This window comes from Saccharopolyspora phatthalungensis (assembly GCF_014203395.1).
Taxonomy (GTDB): domain Bacteria; phylum Actinomycetota; class Actinomycetes; order Mycobacteriales; family Pseudonocardiaceae; genus Saccharopolyspora; species Saccharopolyspora phatthalungensis.
The window spans coordinates 161,533-181,401 of sequence record NZ_JACHIW010000001.1 but is presented as its reverse complement, the minus strand read 5'-3'; the positions used below and the strand labels follow the sequence as shown (position 1 = coordinate 181,401).

The 19,869-nt window shown below is 68.6% G+C and carries 16 protein-coding genes; 7 read left to right on the top strand and 9 right to left on the bottom strand.

The features are described 5' to 3' along the window. Positions 1 to 1,278 precede the first annotated feature (1,278 nt). Entirely contained in the window at positions 1,279 to 1,788 is a 510-nt protein-coding gene (locus BJ970_RS00640; RefSeq protein ID WP_246470620.1) for a DUF4333 domain-containing protein, read from the top strand. A gap of 160 nt (positions 1,789 to 1,948) precedes the next feature. Here the strand turns inward: BJ970_RS00640 and BJ970_RS00635 are convergent, their stop codons facing one another. After that, on the bottom strand, positions 1,949 to 2,866 hold the full coding sequence (locus tag BJ970_RS00635; protein WP_184728795.1) for a 5'-3' exonuclease: 918 nt from the start codon (positions 2,864 to 2,866) through the stop codon (positions 1,949 to 1,951). A 190-nt stretch (positions 2,867 to 3,056) separates the two neighbouring features. On the opposite strand from BJ970_RS00635, the gene BJ970_RS00630 reads away from it, so the two are divergent. Both BJ970_RS00630 and BJ970_RS00625 read left to right on the top strand, forming a co-directional pair. After that, positions 3,057 to 4,199, top strand: coding sequence for a M24 family metallopeptidase (locus BJ970_RS00630; RefSeq protein ID WP_184722166.1), 1,143 nt, complete (start codon positions 3,057 to 3,059; stop codon positions 4,197 to 4,199). Beyond that, positions 4,196 to 4,666, top strand: coding sequence for an Lrp/AsnC family transcriptional regulator (locus BJ970_RS00625; protein WP_184722163.1), 471 nt, complete (start codon positions 4,196 to 4,198; stop codon positions 4,664 to 4,666). The genes BJ970_RS00630 and BJ970_RS00625 overlap by 4 nt, the downstream gene beginning before the upstream one ends. 76 nt (positions 4,667 to 4,742) lie before the next feature. On the opposite strand, the gene BJ970_RS00620 is transcribed toward BJ970_RS00625, so the two are convergent. Then, on the bottom strand, positions 4,743 to 5,822 hold the full coding sequence (locus BJ970_RS00620; protein WP_184722161.1) for a GDSL-type esterase/lipase family protein: 1,080 nt from the start codon (positions 5,820 to 5,822) through the stop codon (positions 4,743 to 4,745). Between the two features lie 121 nt (positions 5,823 to 5,943). Between BJ970_RS00620 and BJ970_RS00615 the strand changes: the two genes are divergently transcribed. The 3 genes from BJ970_RS00615 (at position 5,944) to BJ970_RS00605 (ending at position 8,824) form a co-directional block, all read left to right on the top strand. After that, the gene (locus BJ970_RS00615) at positions 5,944 to 6,498 is read left to right on the top strand and encodes an FxsA family protein (protein ID WP_184722158.1); all 555 of its coding nucleotides are present in this window, start codon (positions 5,944 to 5,946) and stop codon (positions 6,496 to 6,498) included. Between the two features lie 170 nt (positions 6,499 to 6,668). Beyond that, entirely contained in the window at positions 6,669 to 8,288 is a 1,620-nt protein-coding gene (locus BJ970_RS00610) for an amidohydrolase (RefSeq protein WP_184722155.1), read from the top strand. Positions 8,289 to 8,635: 347 nt separating this feature from the next. Then, a complete protein-coding gene (locus tag BJ970_RS00605; RefSeq protein WP_184722152.1) occupies positions 8,636 to 8,824 on the top strand; it encodes a hypothetical protein in 189 nt (62 codons plus the stop codon). Between the two features lie 66 nt (positions 8,825 to 8,890). On the opposite strand, the gene BJ970_RS00600 is transcribed toward BJ970_RS00605, so the two are convergent. From BJ970_RS00600 to BJ970_RS00590, 3 genes are all read right to left on the bottom strand, one after another. Next, positions 8,891 to 11,251, bottom strand: a complete 2,361-nt coding sequence (locus BJ970_RS00600; protein ID WP_184722149.1) for an ATP-dependent Clp protease ATP-binding subunit — start codon at positions 11,249 to 11,251, stop codon at positions 8,891 to 8,893. Positions 11,252 to 11,832: 581 nt separating this feature from the next. After that, entirely contained in the window at positions 11,833 to 12,978 is a 1,146-nt protein-coding gene (locus BJ970_RS00595; protein WP_184722146.1) for an AI-2E family transporter, read from the bottom strand. Between the two features lie 277 nt (positions 12,979 to 13,255). Beyond that, a complete protein-coding gene (locus tag BJ970_RS00590) occupies positions 13,256 to 14,731 on the bottom strand; it encodes a xylulokinase (RefSeq protein ID WP_184722143.1) in 1,476 nt (491 codons plus the stop codon). Between the two features lie 242 nt (positions 14,732 to 14,973). Between BJ970_RS00590 and BJ970_RS00585 the strand changes: the two genes are divergently transcribed. Beyond that, positions 14,974 to 16,260: an SLC13 family permease gene (locus tag BJ970_RS00585; protein ID WP_184722140.1), complete on the top strand. Its 1,287-nt coding sequence runs from the start codon at positions 14,974 to 14,976 to the stop codon at positions 16,258 to 16,260. 110 nt (positions 16,261 to 16,370) lie between these two features. On the opposite strand, the gene BJ970_RS00580 is transcribed toward BJ970_RS00585, so the two are convergent. The 4 genes from BJ970_RS00580 to BJ970_RS00565 form a co-directional block, all read right to left on the bottom strand. Next, positions 16,371 to 16,775: a hypothetical protein gene (locus tag BJ970_RS00580; RefSeq protein WP_184722137.1), complete on the bottom strand. Its 405-nt coding sequence runs from the start codon at positions 16,773 to 16,775 to the stop codon at positions 16,371 to 16,373. 377 nt (positions 16,776 to 17,152) lie between these two features. Further along, positions 17,153 to 17,554 (bottom strand): thiamine pyrophosphate-dependent enzyme, encoded by a 402-nt coding sequence (locus BJ970_RS00575; RefSeq protein WP_221466996.1) that lies wholly within the window; start codon positions 17,552 to 17,554, stop codon positions 17,153 to 17,155. A gap of 237 nt (positions 17,555 to 17,791) precedes the next feature. Next, positions 17,792 to 18,652 (bottom strand): NAD(+)/NADH kinase, encoded by an 861-nt coding sequence (locus tag BJ970_RS00570; protein WP_221466995.1) that lies wholly within the window; start codon positions 18,650 to 18,652, stop codon positions 17,792 to 17,794. A gap of 154 nt (positions 18,653 to 18,806) precedes the next feature. Further along, positions 18,807 to 19,823, bottom strand: a complete 1,017-nt coding sequence (locus tag BJ970_RS00565) for a hypothetical protein (RefSeq protein ID WP_184722135.1) — start codon at positions 19,821 to 19,823, stop codon at positions 18,807 to 18,809. Between the last annotated feature and the right edge of the window lie 46 nt (positions 19,824 to 19,869).

Sequence of the window (19,869 nt, the reverse complement as noted above, 5' to 3'; positions counted from 1 at the left end):
ATCAGCACCACCGCGTGAAAGCCCGCGAACGCGGGGACCGAGAGAGGCAACGAGTGCGAGTGCAGCCATGAGCGCGCCAAGGCCCAAGATCGTTAAGCATGAGTCAGCGAGCGATGAGGTTGCGTACTGGATCTGCCCGCCCCGCTCGAACTATCGGCACGCGACCATGCAGCGCCCCGGTGCCTTGATCCACGGCAGCAGCTTCGAGGCGCTGTGCGGGGAAACGGTCAAGGCACCGTGGCCCACTCCGAACGACCGTCAGCCGCAGAGCAAACTCGTTACGGACCGGTGCGACGGCTGCTCTGAAGCCGTCAAAGAACGCGGTGCCAGAAGCCGAACCTGGGACTTCTAAGACCGCCCGGACTGGTGGTACCGAGACCGCAACGGGGCGGATCACGGACCGCGCCCACCGGACCGGGCAGCCGTCCCCGCGCCTTCTCTACTCCATCTTCGGCGCGGGGACGGCCAATCTTCGCTCGACACACGGGCGCAAGCCAGATTGCCTCACAGGGAGAGGTACACATGCTGGGAGACTGCACCTGGACTGATCAGGCACACAAAATCCACGCGACCGGCGGCCAGCCATGAGCTCCCCCGTGAGTGCATGGTTCACCGTGTCCGGGCAACTGTATGACGGCCCGTGGTACCCCGGTTTTTTCCAGCCGCTCAGGCACCGGCTCGGTCCCGAACCCTACAAAATCACGCTAGACGGCCGGGTTTTCTTCTTCTCGCTGTGCGGGTCGCCCGTGTTGAAAGGGCCGGCTAGCCAGCGGATAGACAAGTGCCCTAAGTGCTGCCTGCACCCTTGAGACTCGGCTCATCGCCGGAGATCCCCCAGTAATCCGGGCGATGAGTCGCGGCAGCCGGAGGAAAGGTCCGGGGGTGACGTCATTCCTCCGGCTGCCATCCATATCGAGCTCCGGTGGAGCTGCGCGGCCATGCTGCCTCAGCCAGCGCGCCCGCCGATATGTGCCCTGCTGTTGGTCCCCAGACACAGCAGGGCACGGGATGGCCGGACCGGCTCAGCCCCTCGGGGGTCCGGTCATCCCCCAGCTTCGGCGTGGTAGAGCGCCGAGTCTCACAGCCAGAGGGAAGGTAGGGGTGCCGATATCACGTGAAGCCCCCTCCCCTTGCCGGGGGAGGGGGTTCGTGTATGTCCGATCGCGTTGGCTGTGATCTGATCTCCACATGATGGTCGAGAGAAAGTTATGTACATACCAGAACTACGGCCCGCTCGGGGGCTACCCCCAGTGGGGTCAGCAACCGCAGGGTCCTGGGATGCAACCGGCGGCGCCGGGCTATCCGCAGCCGGGTGGCTTCGCGCCGCAGCGGCCAGCGCAGCCACCGCAGCAGCCCTACGGCCACGGCCAGCAGTACCCGCCGGGCGGCGGCCAGCAGCACCCGCCGGGCGGCGGCCAGTTCGCACCGTCGGGCGGCTACGGCCAGTACGCGCCGCCGCCGAAGAAGAAGCGGTCGGCGCTGCCGTGGGTGCTCGGCGGCTTCGGCGCACTGGTCGTGATCGGGGCGGTGCTGGTGCTGGGATTCGTCGCGCCGGGCTGGTTCGTGCGGCCGGTGTTCGATTCGGCAAGCGTTGCCAAGGGCGTCTCGCAGACCCTGAAGAGCTCCTACGGGATCAAGGGGGTCGGCGAGGTCAGCTGCCCGGATGGGCAGCCGGTGGAGGTCGCGCACCGCTTCGACTGCAAGGTCACCATTGATTCGCAGGCCAAGGCCGTCACGGTCACGGTCAAGAACAGCAAGGGTGTCTACGAGGTCGGCCACCCGAAGTGAACATCGGCCGACGCGTGCGGCGGGGGCGGGAAGGGTTCGGGTTCCGCCGGGTTTCTGATCGTTCTGAGCACGGGATTCCGTGCCGGTCAAGGTATTCCACAATGGACAATCACGGTGACCCCCTCGGTTAAGCGGATGAAGTGCCTCGCCCGTTTCGCGATCAGGGAGTGAGGGCCGCGATCAGGCGGTCGATGCTGGCTCCGAGGCCCCAGGTGCTTTGCAGGGCGCGCAGGCGATCGGTATCCACAGTGGACTGCGGGATCGGATCCGGGCGGTGCAGGACCACCGGGGCGTCGCGGACGACCCGGACCACCGACGGCGCCGCGGCCAGATAGTCCGCGGCCTCGGCGAGTTTGCCGCGCACCCGCGGCGTCAGGCCGGAATCCCCGCCTTCCGCCGCCGCGAGCAGTGCGTCGAGGGAGCCGTACTGGGTGATCAGCTTCGCCGCCGTTTTCTCCCCGATACCCGCCACACCGGGCAGTCCGTCGGAAGGATCTCCGCGCAGGACGGCCATTTCCGCGTAATCGTCGCCGGCGCGGTCGACCGACAGGGCGTACTTCGCGGCGAGTTCGGCGGGGCCGAAGTTCTGTGCCTTCGCCAGGCCCGCACCGATGTAGATCACCCGGACCGCGGTCGGCTCCGCGCGCACCAGCTGGAACAGGTCGCGGTCCCCGGTGACGACCTCCACCGCGTCCCGGTCTTCGCGATCGGCCAGCACGCCGATGACGTCGTCGGCCTCGTAGCCCGCCGCTTCCGCGGTGGCGATCCCCGCCGCGTCGAGCACTTCGAGGATCACCGGGACCTGCGGGGACAGCGTGTCCGGGACCTCTTCGGCGGCGGGGTCGTCCGCGGCCACGCGGTGCGCCTTGTAGGACGGCAGCGCGTCGACCCGGAACTGCGGGCGCCAGTCGTTGTCCAGGCAGGCCACCAGCCGGGACGGGCGTCGGTCGGTGATCAGCTTGGCGAGCATGTCGCAGAATCCGCGCACCGAGTTCACCGGTGTGCCGTCCGGGGCGGTCAGCGAGTCCGGCAGGGCGTAGTACGAGCGGAACCACAACCCGGCGGAATCGACGAGCATCAGGGGGCCAGTCACGGCCTCAGCTTGTCATGTCGACTCTCGGTGGGCGATGGGCGATGGGCGGTGGGCGATGGGCGGTGGGCGGTGGAAGGCGGCGATTTCACTGGATATCGGCAGGCGGATTTCCGTCGAAATCCCCCACCGACCGGGCGGACATCGGGGCCTCGAACCGGGATTAGGCTGGGGGGCTATGGCCACCGACTCGATTAAGCAGGATCCATCCGTGCTCGCCGCCCGCCTGACCCGGGCCGCCGAAGTCGCCGCCGTGGCGAGACTCGACGCACTGCTGATCTCGCCGGGCTCCGATCTGCGTTACCTCCTCGGCGCGGGCGGGGAGTCGCATGAGCGGCTGACCTGCCTGGTGTTGCCGTCCGACGGCCGGCCCGCGCTGGTGGTGCCGAAGGTGGAGGAGCCCGGCTTCGCCGGCATCCCGCTGGCCGGGCTCGGCATCGAGGTCGTGACCTGGGTCGACGGCCAGGACCCGCACGCGATCGTGGCCGACCTGGCCCGCCGGGGCGGCGCACCGGCCCGGTTGGCCGTCGCCGACGTGATGCCCGCGCTGCACACCATCCCGCTGCGCGCCGCCCTGCCCGAGGCCGAGCAGGTGCTGGCCGGAGCCGTGCTGCGGGAATTGCGGATGCGCAAGGACGCCGCCGAGATCGAGGCGCTGCGCAAGGCCGGGGCCGCCATCGACCGGGTGCACGCCCGGATGGCCGAATTCCTCAAACCGGGCCGGACCGAGGCCGAAGTCGGTGCCGGCATCTCCGCCGCGATCCTCGAAGAGGGGCACACCGAGGCGGCCTTCGTCATCGTCGGGTCCGGGCCGAACGGCGCCAGCCCGCACCACGCCCTGTCCGACCGGGTGATCGAACGCGGCGACGTGGTCGTCATCGACATCGGCGGCCCGATCGCGGAGGGCTACAACTCCGACTGCACCCGCACCTACGCGGTCGGCGAGCCCGCCCAGCCGGACGTCCGCGACACCTATGCCGTGCTGCAGGCCGCCCAGCGCGCCGCGGTCGAGGCGGTGCGGCCGGGCACCACCGCCGAGTCGATCGACGCCGCCGCCCGCGAGCCGATCGCCGCCGCCGGGTTCGGTGAATTCTTCGTGCACCGTACCGGGCACGGCATCGGGCTCGACGTGCACGAGGAGCCCTACGTCGTCGAGGGAAACGCGCTGGCGCTGGAACCCGGGATGGCCTTCAGCGTCGAGCCGGGCATCTACCAGCCGGGGCGCTGGGGTGCCCGGATCGAGGACATCGTCATCGTCACCGAGGACGGCGTCGAGAGCGTCAACAACCAACCGCACGAGTTGGTGGTGCTGCCGGCGTGAGCGACAGATCCGCAAATTCGGGCGCGCTGGAAGCCACCGACCGCGCCATTCTGCGCGAGCTGGCGCGGGATGGCCGGTGCAGCTTCACCGACTTGGCCGAGCGTGTCGGGCTGAGCGTCTCCGCGGTGCACCAGCGGGTTCGACGGCTGGAACAGCGCGGTGCCCTCCAGGGCTATACGGCCAAAGTGGACGGTGACCAGATCGGGTTGCCGCTGACCGCGTTCATCTCGCTGACCCCGATCGATCCGGCCGCGCCGGACGACTACCCGCAGCGGCTCGAACACCTGCCGCAGATCGAGTCGTGCTACTCGGTGGCCGGCGAGGAGTCCTACATCCTGCAGGTGCGGGTCGCTTCCCCGCTGGGCCTGGAGGAATTGCTCCGGCAGATCCGCGAGGCGGCGAAGGTCTCCACTCGCACGACCGTGGTGCTCTCCACCCCCTTCGAGGGCCGCCCACCGGCGATCTGAGCATTTCCGCCGATCAGGTGTGTGAGTACTTCGGGGTGCTAGAGCACTCCGAAGTACTCACAGGGGGCGCGGTGGATCAGGGATGTGCCCGCAGCGCCGCGATGTGTTCCGGTACCGCGCGCAGGTTGCCGCGCTCGTCCGGCAGGCACACCGCCTGCGCATCCTGGGTGGCCATGAACTCGCCGAGACAGCGGCCGAGTTGCGCGTGTCCGGTGGCGTTGGCGTGGAAGGACTCCTGCATCGCGTGCGGGGCACGCCGCTCGTCCTTGAGGCTCGCCCAGTCGACGGTCAGCCGGGTGAACCACTCACCCTCGGCGGTCCGCGGGTTCCCGGTGCACGCCTCGTGCCCTTCGCCCGCCCGGGACAGATCCAGGAACCGCGCGTTCGCCTGCCGCGCGACGTCTCGTAGCGCGTCCGATAACTCCGGCACACCGGTGTTCCGGATCCATTCCAGGTCGCCGGTCACGAATGGGCAGCCGGACAGGTCCTGCAACTCGGGTTTGACCCCGGGGCCGACCGGTGAGGCGTAAGACTGCACGATCAACGAATAACTGCTCGGGGTGTAGCCCGCGCCGTCCATCGCCGCCCGGATGTCGTGCAGCGCGTCGAGCACCTTCGGCTTCATCCGCTCCAGCCGCTGCGGCCACACGGTGCGCAGCTGCGCCGCGCATCCGTCCATGCTCTGCCGCACCCACGCCTCCACGCACTGGTTGACGACATCGGTGAAGCCCGGATCGTCGTTCGCGCCGACCTCCACGATGACGTCGGTGATGCGGTAGCGCTGCGCCAGCTCGGCCAGCCGCTGCGCCTGGGAGCCCTCGGCGTGGTCGGGTTCCGGATCGGCGCCGACCAGCTCGGCCGTCGCGCCGGAGCAGGCCAGGTTGATGCGGGTTACCGTGGCCGGCAGCTGAAGCTGGTTGACCGGCGCGGCGGGGGAGCGGTGGCACCAGTTGTCTCGCTCGCCGTTGGTCCCGGCCTCGTAGTTGCCGCCGCCTTCGCCCGACAACGTGCTGTCACCGACCGTCACCACCGCGGCCGGGAGCTGCTTGGGCTGCAACGGCAACCCCGGCAGGTACTGGTCGCTGATCAGCATCCCGAGCGCCAGCACGCTGCCGACCAGCAGGAGGATGAGTGATTTCGACTTGTGCGCCCGCATCGCGGGAAAGTCTATGGTGCCCGCCGCCGACGGCGTTCATCACCTCGGCGGCCCCCGGGAGCATTTCCCGGGTCTGATTCGTTGAATCGGGTGACTGCCACCAACAGGAGGTTTGCGCGCCGTGCCGATCCTCGTTCTGCTCCTCGTCGCCGGTGTGGCCGAAATCGCCGTGCTGGTCGCCCTCGGCCAGGCGATCGGCGTGCTGCCCACCCTCGGCCTGTTGCTGGCCGGCGCGGTGCTGGGATCCTGGCTGGTGCGCCGGGCAGGCCGCCGGACCCTGCAGGAGTTCCGCGAAGCGGCCCGCCGGCGGACACCTCCGGAGAAGGAGCTCTCCGACGGGGTGCTCATCGCCGCCGCCGGCATCCTGATCATCCTGCCGGGTTTCATCAGCGACGTCCTCGGGCTGCTCTGTCTGTTCCCGCCGACCCGCGCGCTGCTGCGCAACCGGATGATCCGCGCCGCGGAACGGCGTTCGAAGGCGATGCAGGACCAGATGTGGCTGCACGTGCAGCGGGCCCAGCGCCAGCGGGGCGCGACGGCGCCGGGCAGCGACGTCATCGATGGCGAGGTGGTTTCGGTCACCGACGACGAGCCCACCGCGGACGGTGGCCCGGAATTGCTTCCCCCGAAGCGATCTGCGCAGGCAGAACGGCCGGACGAGCAGTCGCGCAGGTGATCCGGTCGGCGTCGCGTCGAGGCCCGACAAGCGACGGGTAAGCTCGCCAGAACGATCGCGGCCGGGTTCGATCGGGGGGGCTGAGTTCGATCTTGGAGGTCGTGCGTCGGCCCCTCCGGCAGACGTCGGCCTGCGCACTTGGAAACCCGGAACAGGGAAGCACGAAGGACATGTCCGATACCACGTTGTTGCTCGGCGGGCGAATCCACTCACCCGCCGACGCCGGCGCCACCGCGATGGCCGTGACCGATGGCACCATCGCGTGGGTCGGCGGCGACGAGGTCGGCCGTGCGCTGCATCCCGACGCCGAGGTCGTCGACCTCGAAGGCGCGTTCGTGGCGCCTGCCTTCGTCGATGCGCACGTGCACGCGACCTCGACCGGCCTGCTGCTCAACGGCCTCGACCTGACCGGTTGCGCGTCGCTGACGGAATTCCTGCACGCGCTGCGGGATCACGTCGCGGAGTACCCGGGGGCGCTGGTGTGGGGCCACGGGTGGGACGAGACGTGGTGGCCGGAACGGCGGCCCCCGACCCGTGACGAGATCGACCGCGCCGCGGCCGGTGCGCCGGTGTACCTGTCCCGGATCGACGTGCATTCCGCCCTGGTGTCCACCGCCCTGGTGGATCGGGTACCGCTGAGCCGCGACGCCGAAGGGTGGAGCGCGGACGGCCCGTTGACGCGCGTAGCGCACCATCACGTGCGCCGTGCCGCGCGAGAATCCCTCGGTGCCGGGCAGCGAAAGGAAGCGCAGCTCGCCTTCCTGCGGCACGCCGCCTCGCGGGGCGTGGCGTGCGTGCACGAGTGCGGCGGGCCGGACATCTCCGGCGCGGACGACCTGGCCGACCTGTTGGCTCTCTCGGCGCAGGGCGGGGTGCCCGATGTCGTCGGCTACTGGGGTGAGCTCGGCGCCGTGGAGCGGGCCCGCGAACTCGGCGTTCGCGGCCTGGCCGGGGACCTGTTCGTCGACGGTGCGGTCGGCTCGCGCACCGCGGCGCTGCGCGAGCCCTATGCGGACGACCGGACGACCGCGGGGGTGCTCTACCTCGACGCGCACGCGGTGGCCGAGCACCTGGTGGAGTGCACGCGCACCGGGCTGCAGGCCGGATTCCACGTGATCGGCGACGCCGGGGTGGCGGAGGTCTGCGATGGTTTCCGCAAGGCGGCCGAGATCGTGGGGGCACCGGCGTTGGCGAGCATGCGCCACCGGCTGGAGCACCTGGAAATGATCGACGAGCAGCAAGCCGCCGAACTCGGCAGGTTCGGCGTCGTCGCGTCCGTCCAGCCGTCTTTCGACGCCGCCTGGGGCGGGGCCGACAACATGTACGCGGTGCGCCTCGGCGTCGAGCGCGGCACCCGGATGAACCCGTTCTCGAAGCTCGCCGCGCACGGTGTGTTGCTGGCATTCGGTTCGGATGCTCCGGTCACGCCGCTCGAACCGTGGCGTGCGGTGCAAGCCGCGGTCCACCACCACACCGATGGCTTCGGCATCTCGCCGCGCGCCGCGTTCACGGCGCACACGCGGGGCGGCTGGCGAGCCGCCGGAGTCGACGACGGTGTCACGGGCACCCTCGTCCCCGGCGCTCCCGCGACCTACGCGGTGTGGGATACGGGCGAACTCGTTGTGGCAGCACCGGATTCGCGTGTGCAGCGGTGGTCCACCGACCCGCGAGCGGGGGTGCCGGGCCTGCCGGACCTCTCCCCGGACGCACCGCAACCGCGCTGCCTGCGCACGGTCCTGCGCGGACGGACCCTCTACACCCGGGCCGCTGAGGATGACGACATCGTGTGACCGGCCGAGTTGGTCGGTTTTTCAGCTGTCGTTGCCGCGGAGTTAGTGGACAATGTTCGTCCTATCGGGACAAGTTGCCGGTTCCGTGATCGAGGCGACCGTGGGCACGCGGTTTCAAGGGAAATCGATGTCCCGGTTCCTTTGAAATCGCCCTGATCACCACCCGTCACCCTGCCGGTGGATGACCGGTGGCTCAGCCTCTGAGCCATGGCGAGAAGTCGCCCAAAACCACCCGACAGCGCAAGGTTTTCCGGGCCGGGTGATACCACACCGGCGTCGTGTTGCACAATGGTCCAGCAGCGCTTGTCCGACCGCTGCGTTCTTCAGCCGATACCACCATTCTCGGGGTGAGGATTGTGCCCAGTCACGCCACGTCCGGCAATGACGTCGCGCTTCATCAACCGGTCGAGGGCGGTCGCGCTTGTCCGGTTCCGAGCGATCTGATCGCCGTGCGCGGCCCGTGGGGCAACCGGCGCCCGAGGCGGCAGCTCGGCTCCACCGGCATCGTCTCCGCCGATGTCATCGTACGGGCCTGACCTGGGGCTCTCGCGTATCGCGCTTTCCCCGCACCCCCAACGTTTCGTCGATGCGGTCGTTGTGGCTCACGCCGGGTCGGGGAGGAGTGCGGGATCGGCCGGTTCTGTTTCCGGTTGCCGCGCCGCGGCTTGTTCGCCGCGGAAGGTGAAGTGCGCCTTGTCGTCGGCGCCTTCGCCGTCCCAGCCCTCGACGTCCACGATCACGATCTGACCCGGCTGGACCTCGCCGAACAGGATCTTCTCGGAGAGCTTGTCCTCGATCTCGCGCTGGATGGTCCGGCGCAGCGGCCGGGCGCCCAGCACCGGGTCGAACCCGCGCTTGGCCAGCAGCTTCTTGGCCGTGTCGGTCAGCTCCAGGGCCATGTCCTTGCCCTTGAGCGCCTTTTCCACCCGGCCCCCGAGCAGGTCGACCATCTGGATGATCTCGGCCTCGGTGAGCTGGTGGAACACGATCACATCGTCGATGCGGTTGAGGAACTCCGGCCGGAAATGCTTCTTCATCTCCTCGTTGACCTTGTTCTTCATCCGCTCGTAGTTGGACTCGGCGCCCTGACCACTGGAGAAGCCCAGCCCGACGGCCTTGGAGATGTCCTGGGTGCCCAGGTTGGAGGTGAAGATCAGCACCGTGTTCTTGAAGTCCACCGTGCGGCCCTGCCCGTCGGTGAGCCGGCCGTCCTCCAGCACCTGCAGCAGGGTGTTGTAGATCTCCTGGTGCGCCTTTTCGATCTCGTCGAAGAGCACCACCGAGAACGGCTTGCGGCGGACCTTCTCGGTGAGCTGACCGCCCTCCTCGTAGCCGACGTAGCCGGGCGGGGCGCCGAAGAGCCGCGAGGCGGTGTAGCGGTCGTGGAACTCGCCCATGTCGATCTGCACGAGCGCGTCGTCGTCGCCGAAGAGGAACTCCGCCAGCGCCTTGGACAGCTCGGTCTTCCCGACACCCGAGGGGCCGGCGAAGATGAACGAGCCGGACGGGCGCTTGGGGTCCTTGAGCCCGGCACGGGTGCGGCGGATGGCCTGCGAGACGGCCTTGACCGCGTCGTCCTGGCCGATGATCCGCTTGTGCAGCTCGTCTTCCATGCGCAGCAGCCGGGTGGTCTCCTCCTCGGTGAGCTTGAACACCGGAATGCCGGTCCAGTTCGCCAGCACCTCGGCGATCTGCTCGTCATCGACCTCGGCGACCACGTCGAGGTCGGGTTCGGTGGTGCGGCGGATGCGGATGCGGGCGCCGGCCTCGTCGATGAGGTCGATCGCCTTGTCCGGCAGGGAGCGGTCGTTGATGTAGCGGTCGGCCAGGCTCGCCGCGGCGACCAGCGCGGCGTCGGTGATGGACACCCGGTGGTGCGCCTCGTAGCGACTGCGCAGGCCCTTGAGGATCTCCACGGCCCGCGCCACCGACGGTTCCTCGACCTGGACCGGCTGGAAGCGGCGCTCCAGGGCCGGATCCTTCGCCAGGTGCTTCCGGTACTCCTCGTCGGTCGTGGCTCCGATGGTCTGCAGCTCGCCGCGGGCCAGCATCGGCTTGAGGATGCTCGCCGCGTCGATCGCACCCTCGGCGGCACCCGCGCCGACCAGGGTGTGGATCTCGTCGATGAACAGGATGATGTCGCCGCGGGTCTTGATCTCCTTGAGCACCTTCTTCAGGCGCTCCTCGAAATCACCGCGATACCGGGAACCGGCGACCAGCGATCCCAGGTCCAGGGTGTAGAGCTGCTTGTCCTTGAGCGTCTCGGGCACCTCGCCCTTGACCACCTTCTGGGCAAGCCCCTCCACGACCGCCGTCTTGCCGACGCCGGCCTCACCGATGAGCACCGGGTTGTTCTTGGTGCGCCGCGAGAGGACCTGCATGATCCGCTCGATTTCCTTCTCCCGGCCGATCACCGGGTCGAGCTTGCCCTCCCGGGCGCTCTGCGTCAGGCTGCGGCCGAACTGGTCCAGCATTGCCGATAGCGGCGCGGCTTGGTATTGCACGTCGGATACGGCGGGCTCCTGCTCGGTGCCCACGCCGGACAACGATTGGAGCACCCGCCGGCGCACGCGCTCCGGATCGGCACCGAGCCTGGCCAGCACCGGATTCGCATCACCCGCGCGGAGCAGGGCCAGGAGCAGGTGTTCGGAACCGACGAAATCGTGGCGGAGTCGCCGGGCTTCCTGGAGCGCGAGCTGGAGGACCTTCTTGGCCCGCTGGGTAAGCGCACGTTCGTTCGCGGGCTCCCGGTAGACGCGCTTGACGAGGGCCTTGACCCCACGACGGGCGTCTTTGAGGTTGATGCGGAACGAAATCAAGATCGCGGCGGCCAGACCGGAGCCCTCCCGGATCAGGCCCAGCAGGAGATGTTCGCTGTCCACGGCGAGATGATCGAGTTCGAGGGCCTCGTCCTGGGCCAGCGCGATCGCCCGTTGTGCGTGTTCGGTGAAGTGCTCGAACATGACCGGCCTCCTCCCGGAAGCCCGGCCGCGATCGGGTCGGCCGCGGACGGCGATTCCGTTGGCCTCTCGACGAATTCGGCCGCCGGGCCGTGCACTCAGAGTATCCTCCCCGGGGGCCGTTGCACTTCCGGCGATCGGTGGGTTTCAGCTCAGCGCCGCGCCTGTCGAACGACGCTCCGGCGTGTCCGGGCGGAGCGTCGTCTACCAGTCCACGACCACCGCCCGAGACGCAACGACCACGTCGTCGTTCCCCACGGCCCGCGCCGCCAGCTCAACGGCCCGATCCTGACCTGCCGTCTCCGCACGTTACGCACCGGATTGGCCTCCCCTTAGTCGGTTCCAGCACCAGAGTGCTCATTCGGAAGGCACCGCAAACGACGTCGAGCATGAACGGCAACGATTTTCAGGATTCTTGAACGAAACGCGGCGATTTCGCGCGAAATCGCCGCCAGGCCAAGCAAAACATGGGCGGCGGCGTTCCGGTTTCGCGCGTGGCTTGGGGCACCAGCTCCCGCGTGCACGCAGCGGCATCGCGCGTGGCTTGGAAATACCCGTTCTGCTTGGCTGTCATGCTTGCGCCTTTACTGCTGTTTGTGGCCGTTGCTGCCGTGTTCCGGGACGGCGTGTGACTCCGCGTGCAGGGCCCGGATGAAGGTGTTCACCGTCGCGACCAACGGCACCGCCAGCACCGCGCCGCCGACCCCGGCGAGAGTGAAACCGGCGGTCACGCTGAGCACGACCGCCAGCGGGTGCAGTCGCACGGCGCGTCCGAGCAGCATCGGCTGCAGCACGTGCCCTTCCAGTTGCATCACGCAAATGACGATGAGCATCAGGATCAGCGCGGTGACCACGCCGTTGGCGGCCAACGCGACCAGCACCGCCAGGCCGCCGGTGACGACCGCGCCGACGTAGGGCACGAAAGCGCCGAGGAAGATCAGCACCGCGAGCACGAAGGGCAGCGGCACGCCCAGCACGGTTGCCCCGATGCCGATCCCGGCGGCATCGAGAAACGCCACCGCCGCGGTCGCGCGAACATAGGCGACCAGCGTGCTGAACCCGTGCTGACCCGCGGCGTGCACCCGGAATCGAACCGACGCCGGCATCGTGACCCGCACGATGAAGGACCAGATCTTGGCACCGTCGCGGAGAAAGAAGAACAACGTGAACAGGCCGAGCAGCACGCCGCCGAGGAACCGCAGCAGGGTTCCGGTGGTCGCCAGCGCGGTTGTCGGCAGACCGCCCCGGTCGATCCGAAGTGTTTCCGACAGTTGCTGGAAGACCTGGTTGAGCTGCTGCTGGCTGAGGCTCAGCGGGCCCCGGATCAGCCAGTTGTGGATTTGTTCGAAGCTGGCCACCAATTGCTCGCTCAGCCCGACCAGCCCCGCCACCAGCGTATTGATCACCACGGCCAGCACGGCACCGAGCGCGGCCAGCCCGCCGACGAGTACCAGGACGGTCGCGAGGGTGCGGTGCAGTCCCTTGCGGACCAGCCAATTCACCGCAGGCGACATCAGCGCCGCCAACAGCGCCGCCACCGCCACCGACATCACTTCGCCGTAGAGCAGGTTGAAGCCCTGCCACAACACCCAGAGCACGGCGACCAGCACCAGGAGCCGCCACCCCACGGCGGCGGCGATGCCCAAGCCGCGGGGAACCGACCCCGCGGCTCCCCGGCCGGAGACGCCGGAATCGTCCACGCTCGGTGGTTGGCCCGCAGCGCTGATCATCAAACGTACCGGGCGTCCGGGTTTGCAGCCGCGAACAAGGATCAGGTGTAGGGGAGCACGAAGCGGGGTACGTCATGCTGGCTCTACTCTGGGCGACGGATGTGTCGGGGCACTGCCGCTGGCGAACGCGGGCGACCGAACGTTAGCTCGATGCGACCATTGTGGATAAACGGCCCGCCGGAGCGGTCGGGCTGGTGGCGGTGTGTGCTCACCCGCGACCCCCGCCACAATGCACGCGAGGAAGCGCGGCCCGCCTAGTCGTGACAGGTCCTGTTTTTCAAGCCTGCGAAGGAGTGTTCCGCGCTCGCCAATCCGCGAGTCGACGGTGGAGGTCGTGCAGCGCGGTGTGGGAGCTGCGATATGCCTCGTAGAGCGGCGTCAGGCGGTCCGCATCGAGAGAGGGGGTGAAGACGCGGTTCACCGCGACGGCCGTCGCCGCTGCGGTCTCGACATCGGGATAGACGCCGGCCCCGACAGCGCCCAGCAGTGCCGCGCCAAGCGCGGCACTGTCGTGCACGCGCAACCGCTCCATGGGCCGCTGCAACACGTCCGCGTGGATCTGCGTCCACAAGTCGCTTCGCGCCCCACCACCGGAAAAGGCCAGGGAGGGCAGCGAGAACCCGCACGCCCGCTCCACCGCGCCCAGCACGTGCCGGCCGGACATGGCCACGCCTTGCAGGACCGCGAGGGACATGTCGGCGGTCGAGGTTGCCGAGCTGAGCCCGAAGAAGCTGCCCCGCACGTCGGAGTCCCACAGCGGGGCCCGCTCGCCCATCAGGTGCGGTGTGAAGACCACTCCAGGCGACCCGGTCGCGGCCGAGGCGAGTGCTTCCTCGATGGTCATCCCCGACACCTGCCCCCACCAGCGCAGCGCGTCGCCCGCGGCCTGCGTCGGCCCCGCGTGCACGAAGAGCCCGTTGCGCGGCGGGAACGTGACTACTTCCCCGACCGGAATCGACTCGCGCGACGCTCCGGCGACCACGAGCGACGTTCCGCACGACACCATGCCGCGACCGGTCTCGGTCGTTCGAGTGCCGAAAACCGCGCCGAACGCGTCCATCGTGCCGACCGCGACCGCGGCGGAGCCGAGGGCGGGATGCGTGGCAGGCCCCGCCGGTGTCTCGGGATCGAGGATTTCCGGCAGTTTCCCGGGGAGCCCGTCGACCAGGTTCACGGCTTCCGGGAGGTAGCCGGCCGATCCGGCGACGCGCACCCCGGAGAGCCGATCCGTGGCCAGCCGGCCGGTGAGCTTCGCGACCACGAAGTCCTTCGGGCTCAGCACCCACCGCGTGCGGGCCCACTTCGCCGGTTCGGAGCGGGCGAACCACTCCGCGCGCGCCCCGACGAACGAGGCGTCGAGCACGATCGGCCCGCCCCAGATCCGGGTCTTGTGCTGCGGGGTGAACCGCGCGTCGAGTTCTCGGGCGATCTCGGCGCAGCGCTGGTCCTGCCAGATGATCGCCGGGGCCAGCGGTCGCAGTCGCTCGTCGACGAAGACGTGGGTGTTCACCTGGCTGACCACCCCGACGGACTTCACCGCGCTCGCCGGTAGTCCGGTGAGGACGCTGCGGATGCCGGTTTCGCAACCACGCCACCAGTCCAGCGGGTCCTGCTCGGCCCAACCGGGCCGCGGCCGGTCGATCGGGTGCCCCGTCGTGTGCGCGGCGACCGGATTGCCGTCCAGGGTGAAGGCGGCGACCTTGACGGCCGTCGTCCCGACGTCGATGCCCAGCATCAGCACTGGAGCGCTCATGAACAACACGTACCAGGAGTTGCCGTGCTTGCGGACACCGGCACTCGGGTCTCGCCGCTCTCGAACGATTGGACGATGACCATCGCGGAACCGGGAGCGAGTGGGACAAGTGGCTCATCCAGTTGTCCACCTGGGTATTGACTTTGTCCCATTTATCCCCGAAAGTGGCCTAGCCAATCAGCCACTGTGCCGCGCACCACATTCCGAGGTGCCGGCGGACCCGCACAGGCAAGGAGGCAATGGTGCCGCCCGAGTTGATATCGATCTTGGTGCTGGCCGCCGCGTTCGTCATCGCCACGACGCTGTCGGTCAACATGGGGGTCCTGGCGTTCGCCGCGGCATTCTTCGTCGCCACCCTGGTCGGCGGACTGTCCGAGGACGACATCTTCGCCGGCTTCCCCGGCGACCTGTTCGTCGTACTGGTCGGCGTCACCTACCTGTTCGCCATAGCTCGCGCCAACGGCACCACCGACTGGCTGGTCCGGCAGGCCGTCCGGCTGGTCGGCGGGCGGATCGCGCTCATTCCGTGGGTCATGTTCGGCATCGGCGCGGTGCTCACCGCCATCGGCGCCGTCAGCCCGGCCGCCGTCGCCATCGTCGCGCCGATCGCGCTGAACCTCGCCGCGCAGTACCGGATCAACCCGCTGCTCATGGGCGCGATGGTCGTGCACGGGACGCAGGCCGGGGGCTTCTCCCCGATCAGCATCTACGGGAGCATCGTCAACGGAGTGGTGGCCAGGAGCGGTCTGCCGGGCAGCCCGATTGCGCTGTTTCTGGGCAGTCTCGTGGTCAACGCGGTGATCGCGGGGATCGTGTTCGTGGTGCTCGGCGGTCTGCGCCTCAAGCGCGCGGTCCAGGCGAACCAGCCCGTCGCGGTGGGCGCCGGCTCCGGCGGAGCAACCGAGGACCCCGAGCCGGTCGAAAACCTCCGGCTGAACCGGGATCGGATGCTCACCCTGGTCGGCCTGGTGGTCCTCGTGGTCACCACGCTGGGCTTGGGCCTCGACGTCGGGCTCGTCGCGATGACCATCGCGGTGGTGTTGAGCGTGATCTCGCCCAAGGTGTGCAAGCAGGCGCCCGGCGAAGTCGCTTGGCCCACCGTGCTGCTGATCTGCGGGGTGCTCACCTATGTCGCGGTGCTGGAGAAGATGGGCACGATCGATTACGTCGGGCACTCCGTGGCGGGCATCGGCGTCCCGCTGCTCGCCGCGCTCCTGCTGTGCTACATCGGCGCGGTCGTGTCGGCCTTCGCATCCTCGGTGGGCCTCATGGGCGCTCTCATCCCGCTCGCCGTGCCCTTCCTGCTGGAGGGCAGCATCGGCGCGGTCGGCATGATCACCGCCCTTGCCGTCGCCGCCACGGTGGTCGATGTCAGCCCGTTCTCCACCAACGGCGCCATCGTGCTCGCCAACGCGAAAGGCGTCGACCGCGACCAGTTCTTCCGCCAACTCCTCCGCTACGGCGCAGCTATCGTCGCCGCCGTCCCGGCCGCGTTGTGGGTGGTCTTCGTTCTGCCTGGCTTGGGTTGATGACAGTCGCGGGGGAGCTCGGCCGACGCGCAGCCCCCAGAGCCCGACGCGCAGCCCCCAGAGTTGAGTCCCGCGGCTTCGCGACCACATCGATCGGCGTGCCCAAGGGGTCACGGATTCTCCCTGTGGTGCTTGGCTTCTGGGCATTGCTCGGGCGTGACCGCTTCGAGCCACAGGTGCAGGCGGTCGGTCTGCCGGGGAATGTCCTGGTAGACGCTGTTTCCGTGGCACAAGTCGTCCAGATTGCTGATGAGGGCCTGCTCGATGTGCTGCTCGTCGCCGATATGACCGACGCGTCCATCAGAGCCGATCAAGCGGATAGCGCGGCGGTGGATGTGTCTGCGGATCATGGTGGCTATCCAATTGGCCGCGTCCTCGGGTGCGAATAGCACAATGTCGGGTTTTCCCGCTAGCCGTTGTGCTCGGGTGGAGTAGTCGCCGGCGCTGCTCTCGTAGATTTCGACGTAGGCGTGCCAATGCACGTTTCGACTTCGCCAATGGTCGGGGTCCGGCATGCGTGAAACTCCTTGCTCTACAAAGTGATCCTCTCGTTATTTGCAGGCCGTGCGAGTGGTCGGCACCGGCTGCTGCTCCGATTTCCACGGCGGCGAGGTCGGGCTGCGCGGAGGTTGGTTGCGGGTAGCCATTGCAAGTGGGTTTCGCCAACGGTGCCGGAACCGATCATCCACCCACCTGGTTCCGGGGCACGTGTTGGGGTCGGTCGCCACCGGAACATGTCATTTTGCCGGTTGTTATTTCGCCTTTCGTGCCGATTTGTCGGGATGAGCGAGGTGGGCGTGGTGGCTGGTAGGACGATTTCCAGGGAAATCGACGTCAGAGGGTGGCGTCTAGGTCGCCGAGGCGTTGGGTCAGCCTGAGGTTTTCGCTGTAGTCAACCGGGCAGGCGATGACCGAGACGCCCGGATCGTCCAGCGCGGTACGCAGCGTGGGCAGCAGGTCTGCGGCGCGGGAGATCCGGTATCCCTTTGGCGCCGAAGCTTTCCGCGTAGCCGACGATGTCCGGGTTGGTGAAGGCGGTGGCGGCGTGCTCGCCGACTTCGAGGTCCATTTTCCACTCGATGAGCCCGTAGCCGTTGTCCTCCCAGATCAGCACGGTGAGCGGAATTCCTTCGCGGACGGCGGTTTCGATCTCCTGGGAGTGCATGAGAAACGAGCCGTCGCCGACCGCGGCCAGGACCTTGACGTCCGGTTTGGCCAGCGCCACCGCGAGCGCGCCGGGCAGCGCGAAGCCCATTGTGGACAGACCGTTGGAAATCAGGGGTTCGTCGCTCACCATTGCTCCCCCTCCGGCGCTCGGCTCCACCGTAGTTGCCCTAGGTGCCTGTGGCTGGTCGGCAGGTTACGATTCAGGGGATTCGCAGTGGGTTGGAATGTTCCCAATTATTAGGCAAAGCTGGGGAACCGAGCGTGATCACCCCCTGGCGGTTGACGGCGACAGTCCCGCACACGACGAGGTCAACGACGCGAAGTGCGCCATGCTCGGATTGTCCTGTCCTGGCCCGCTGCTCGCTCAGGTGGACTCGGGCGATCCGGTGAGCCGGAGCTTGCGTTGGGTGCGCTGGTAGAAGGTGGTGCGGCCGAGCCGCACGACCCGGGCGGCGGCCGGTTCGACCGTCATGTCGACGACCGTCCCCGCCGATCGGTGCGCGACGAGTTGGCCGTCGACCTCCACGCCCAGCTCGCTGCTCGCGGGCAGGATCCGTAGCGCGAGCTTCTCCCCGTGGGACAGGAAGAGGGCTCGGTTGAACGCCGAGTGCGGCGCCACCGGGGTGACCAGGAGCCCCTCCACCTTCGGCGAGACGATCGGCCCGCCCGCGGAGAAGCTGTAGGCGGTGGAACCGGTGGGGGTAGCGACGACGACGGCATCCGCGGTGTAGCTGACGAAGGGGTGCCCTTCGACCTGTACTTCGACCCTGGCCATGCCCTGTCCGGGCACCCGCAACAGCGCGATGTCGTTGAACGCGATCACCGAGCGGTCCGCGGTGGTGATGCGCAGCCCGGAACGCGTCTCGACGGTGAAACGATCGTCGTCGATGGCGCACAGCGACTCATCCAGATCGGGGATGTCGATCTCGGCAAGGAAGCCCAACCGCCCGAGGTTCACGCCGAGCACCGGGGTCTGGTGCGGGTAGGCGAGCCGGAGCGCTCGCAGCATCGTGCCGTCGCCGCCGAGGCTGACCAGCAGGTTGGCTCGCCGGGCCAGCTGCGTGGGCTGAAGGGCCGTGATCGGCCGGTCGTATGCGGCGATTTCCGCTGGCGTGCCGAGCACCTCGATGCCTCTTCGGCGCGCCCAGCCCAGGATCGTCTCGATCACGTCGGGATGGTGTCGCGCCGGGTGCAGCACCAGGCCGACAGCCTTGATCAATCCCATGGCCGGCCGCCTTTCGTTGCGGAGGTCGCGCAGCGGACCGCACGTGGCCCCGATGACGCCGAGGCTGTCGCCCACTGTAGAGATTGATCGCGCCGCCTTCAGGCCCGGAGCGCTGCTCGCGGCGTAGCCCTCGACCGGATCAGCTTTTGACTGTTCAGTCCTGCGCGTTGAACAGATGTTCCAGCACGTGGTGCGTGGTGACCGCGTCCAGTGGCGCTGGTGGCCCGTCGGCATTGCGGACATGTGCCAGCAGCCGCTCGTCGGGTGCCAGCCCGTGCTCATCCAGGAAGTAGCTGACGATGTCCGGCCAGATCCAGCTTCCGTCGGAACGGAAGGCCGTGGGCACCACGGCCCCTCGCGCGGGATCGACGACATCCTCCATTGTCGCGTCGGTGTGCAGGACGACTGTGGCGGCTCGAAGATAGTCCAGCACCCGTTCCCGCTCCGCCGCATCGAGCAGGCGCGGGTGGTCCTCGGTGAAAAACGGCTCTCCAGCGTCATCGACCCCGTCGAAGGCGCGTGCCAGCCGCACCTGGGCAGGTTCGGTCGCCGTCCACACCAGCGGCCCGTACGAACGCGCCGCCCGTTGATACATCGGCACCTCGGCACCGGGTGCGACGACTTCGACCCGCGGCACATCGGAATCCACTGTGGTAAGCGCCCGTTGCAGCCGGCCGGTAAGCCCAGCGGGATCGGCGGTGTCGGCCTCCACCACGTAGACCGGCAACGGCGGCCCCTGACCGCGAATCGGGATGCGCCACGCGCGCCACAACCCGCGAGCGCCGGTGGTATCGGACAGCACCGCGATCAACGCATCCACTGCGGCACTGTGCTCGAAAGGACGGGCTTCGACGGAAGGGCGGGGCTCGACGGTCGGGCTGGGTGCCTCGCCGGTGAACCGCCACGCCAGCACCGACTGCTCGTCGCGGATCCGAATACGGCCGAACGTCTCGGCGGCGGAGTGGTCCACGAGCCGGCTCAGCAAATCCGCCTGCCGGATGCCCAGTGTCACTGCCTGCCGCGCCAGTTCCTGGCACACCGCCTCGGCAACCTGGGTTATCGCACCGTCGGCGAGCTCTTGCCGGGCCAGCGCGACGAACTCATCGGGCACCCGGCCGGCCAGGCTGAGCAGCACCTCGTGCATCTGGACCGAGTACTCATCAGCGGACACCCTGCTCTCCTTCCCTCGCGACCAGTCCCAGTTCGGGGATCGCCTC

What these genes read in the sequence shown, in the direction of transcription:
- BJ970_RS00640 (WP_246470620.1), top strand. Translation starts at nt 1,279, where the DNA reads ATGCAACCGGCGGCGCCGGGCTATCCGCAGCCGGGTGGCTTCGCGCCG.
- BJ970_RS00635 (WP_184728795.1), bottom strand. Translation starts at nt 2,866, where the DNA reads ATGCTCGTCGATTCCGCCGGGTTGTGGTTCCGCTCGTACTACGCCCTG.
- BJ970_RS00630 (WP_184722166.1), top strand. Translation starts at nt 3,057, where the DNA reads ATGGCCACCGACTCGATTAAGCAGGATCCATCCGTGCTCGCCGCCCGC.
- BJ970_RS00620 (WP_184722161.1), bottom strand. Translation starts at nt 5,822, where the DNA reads ATGCGGGCGCACAAGTCGAAATCACTCATCCTCCTGCTGGTCGGCAGC.
- BJ970_RS00610 (WP_184722155.1), top strand. Translation starts at nt 6,669, where the DNA reads ATGTCCGATACCACGTTGTTGCTCGGCGGGCGAATCCACTCACCCGCC.
- BJ970_RS00600 (WP_184722149.1), bottom strand. Translation starts at nt 11,251, where the DNA reads ATGTTCGAGCACTTCACCGAACACGCACAACGGGCGATCGCGCTGGCC.
- BJ970_RS00595 (WP_184722146.1), bottom strand. Translation starts at nt 12,978, where the DNA reads ATGATCAGCGCTGCGGGCCAACCACCGAGCGTGGACGATTCCGGCGTC.
- BJ970_RS00590 (WP_184722143.1), bottom strand. Translation starts at nt 14,731, where the DNA reads ATGAGCGCTCCAGTGCTGATGCTGGGCATCGACGTCGGGACGACGGCC.
- BJ970_RS00580 (WP_184722137.1), bottom strand. Translation starts at nt 16,775, where the DNA reads ATGCCGGACCCCGACCATTGGCGAAGTCGAAACGTGCATTGGCACGCC.
- BJ970_RS00570 (WP_221466995.1), bottom strand. Translation starts at nt 18,652, where the DNA reads ATGGGATTGATCAAGGCTGTCGGCCTGGTGCTGCACCCGGCGCGACAC.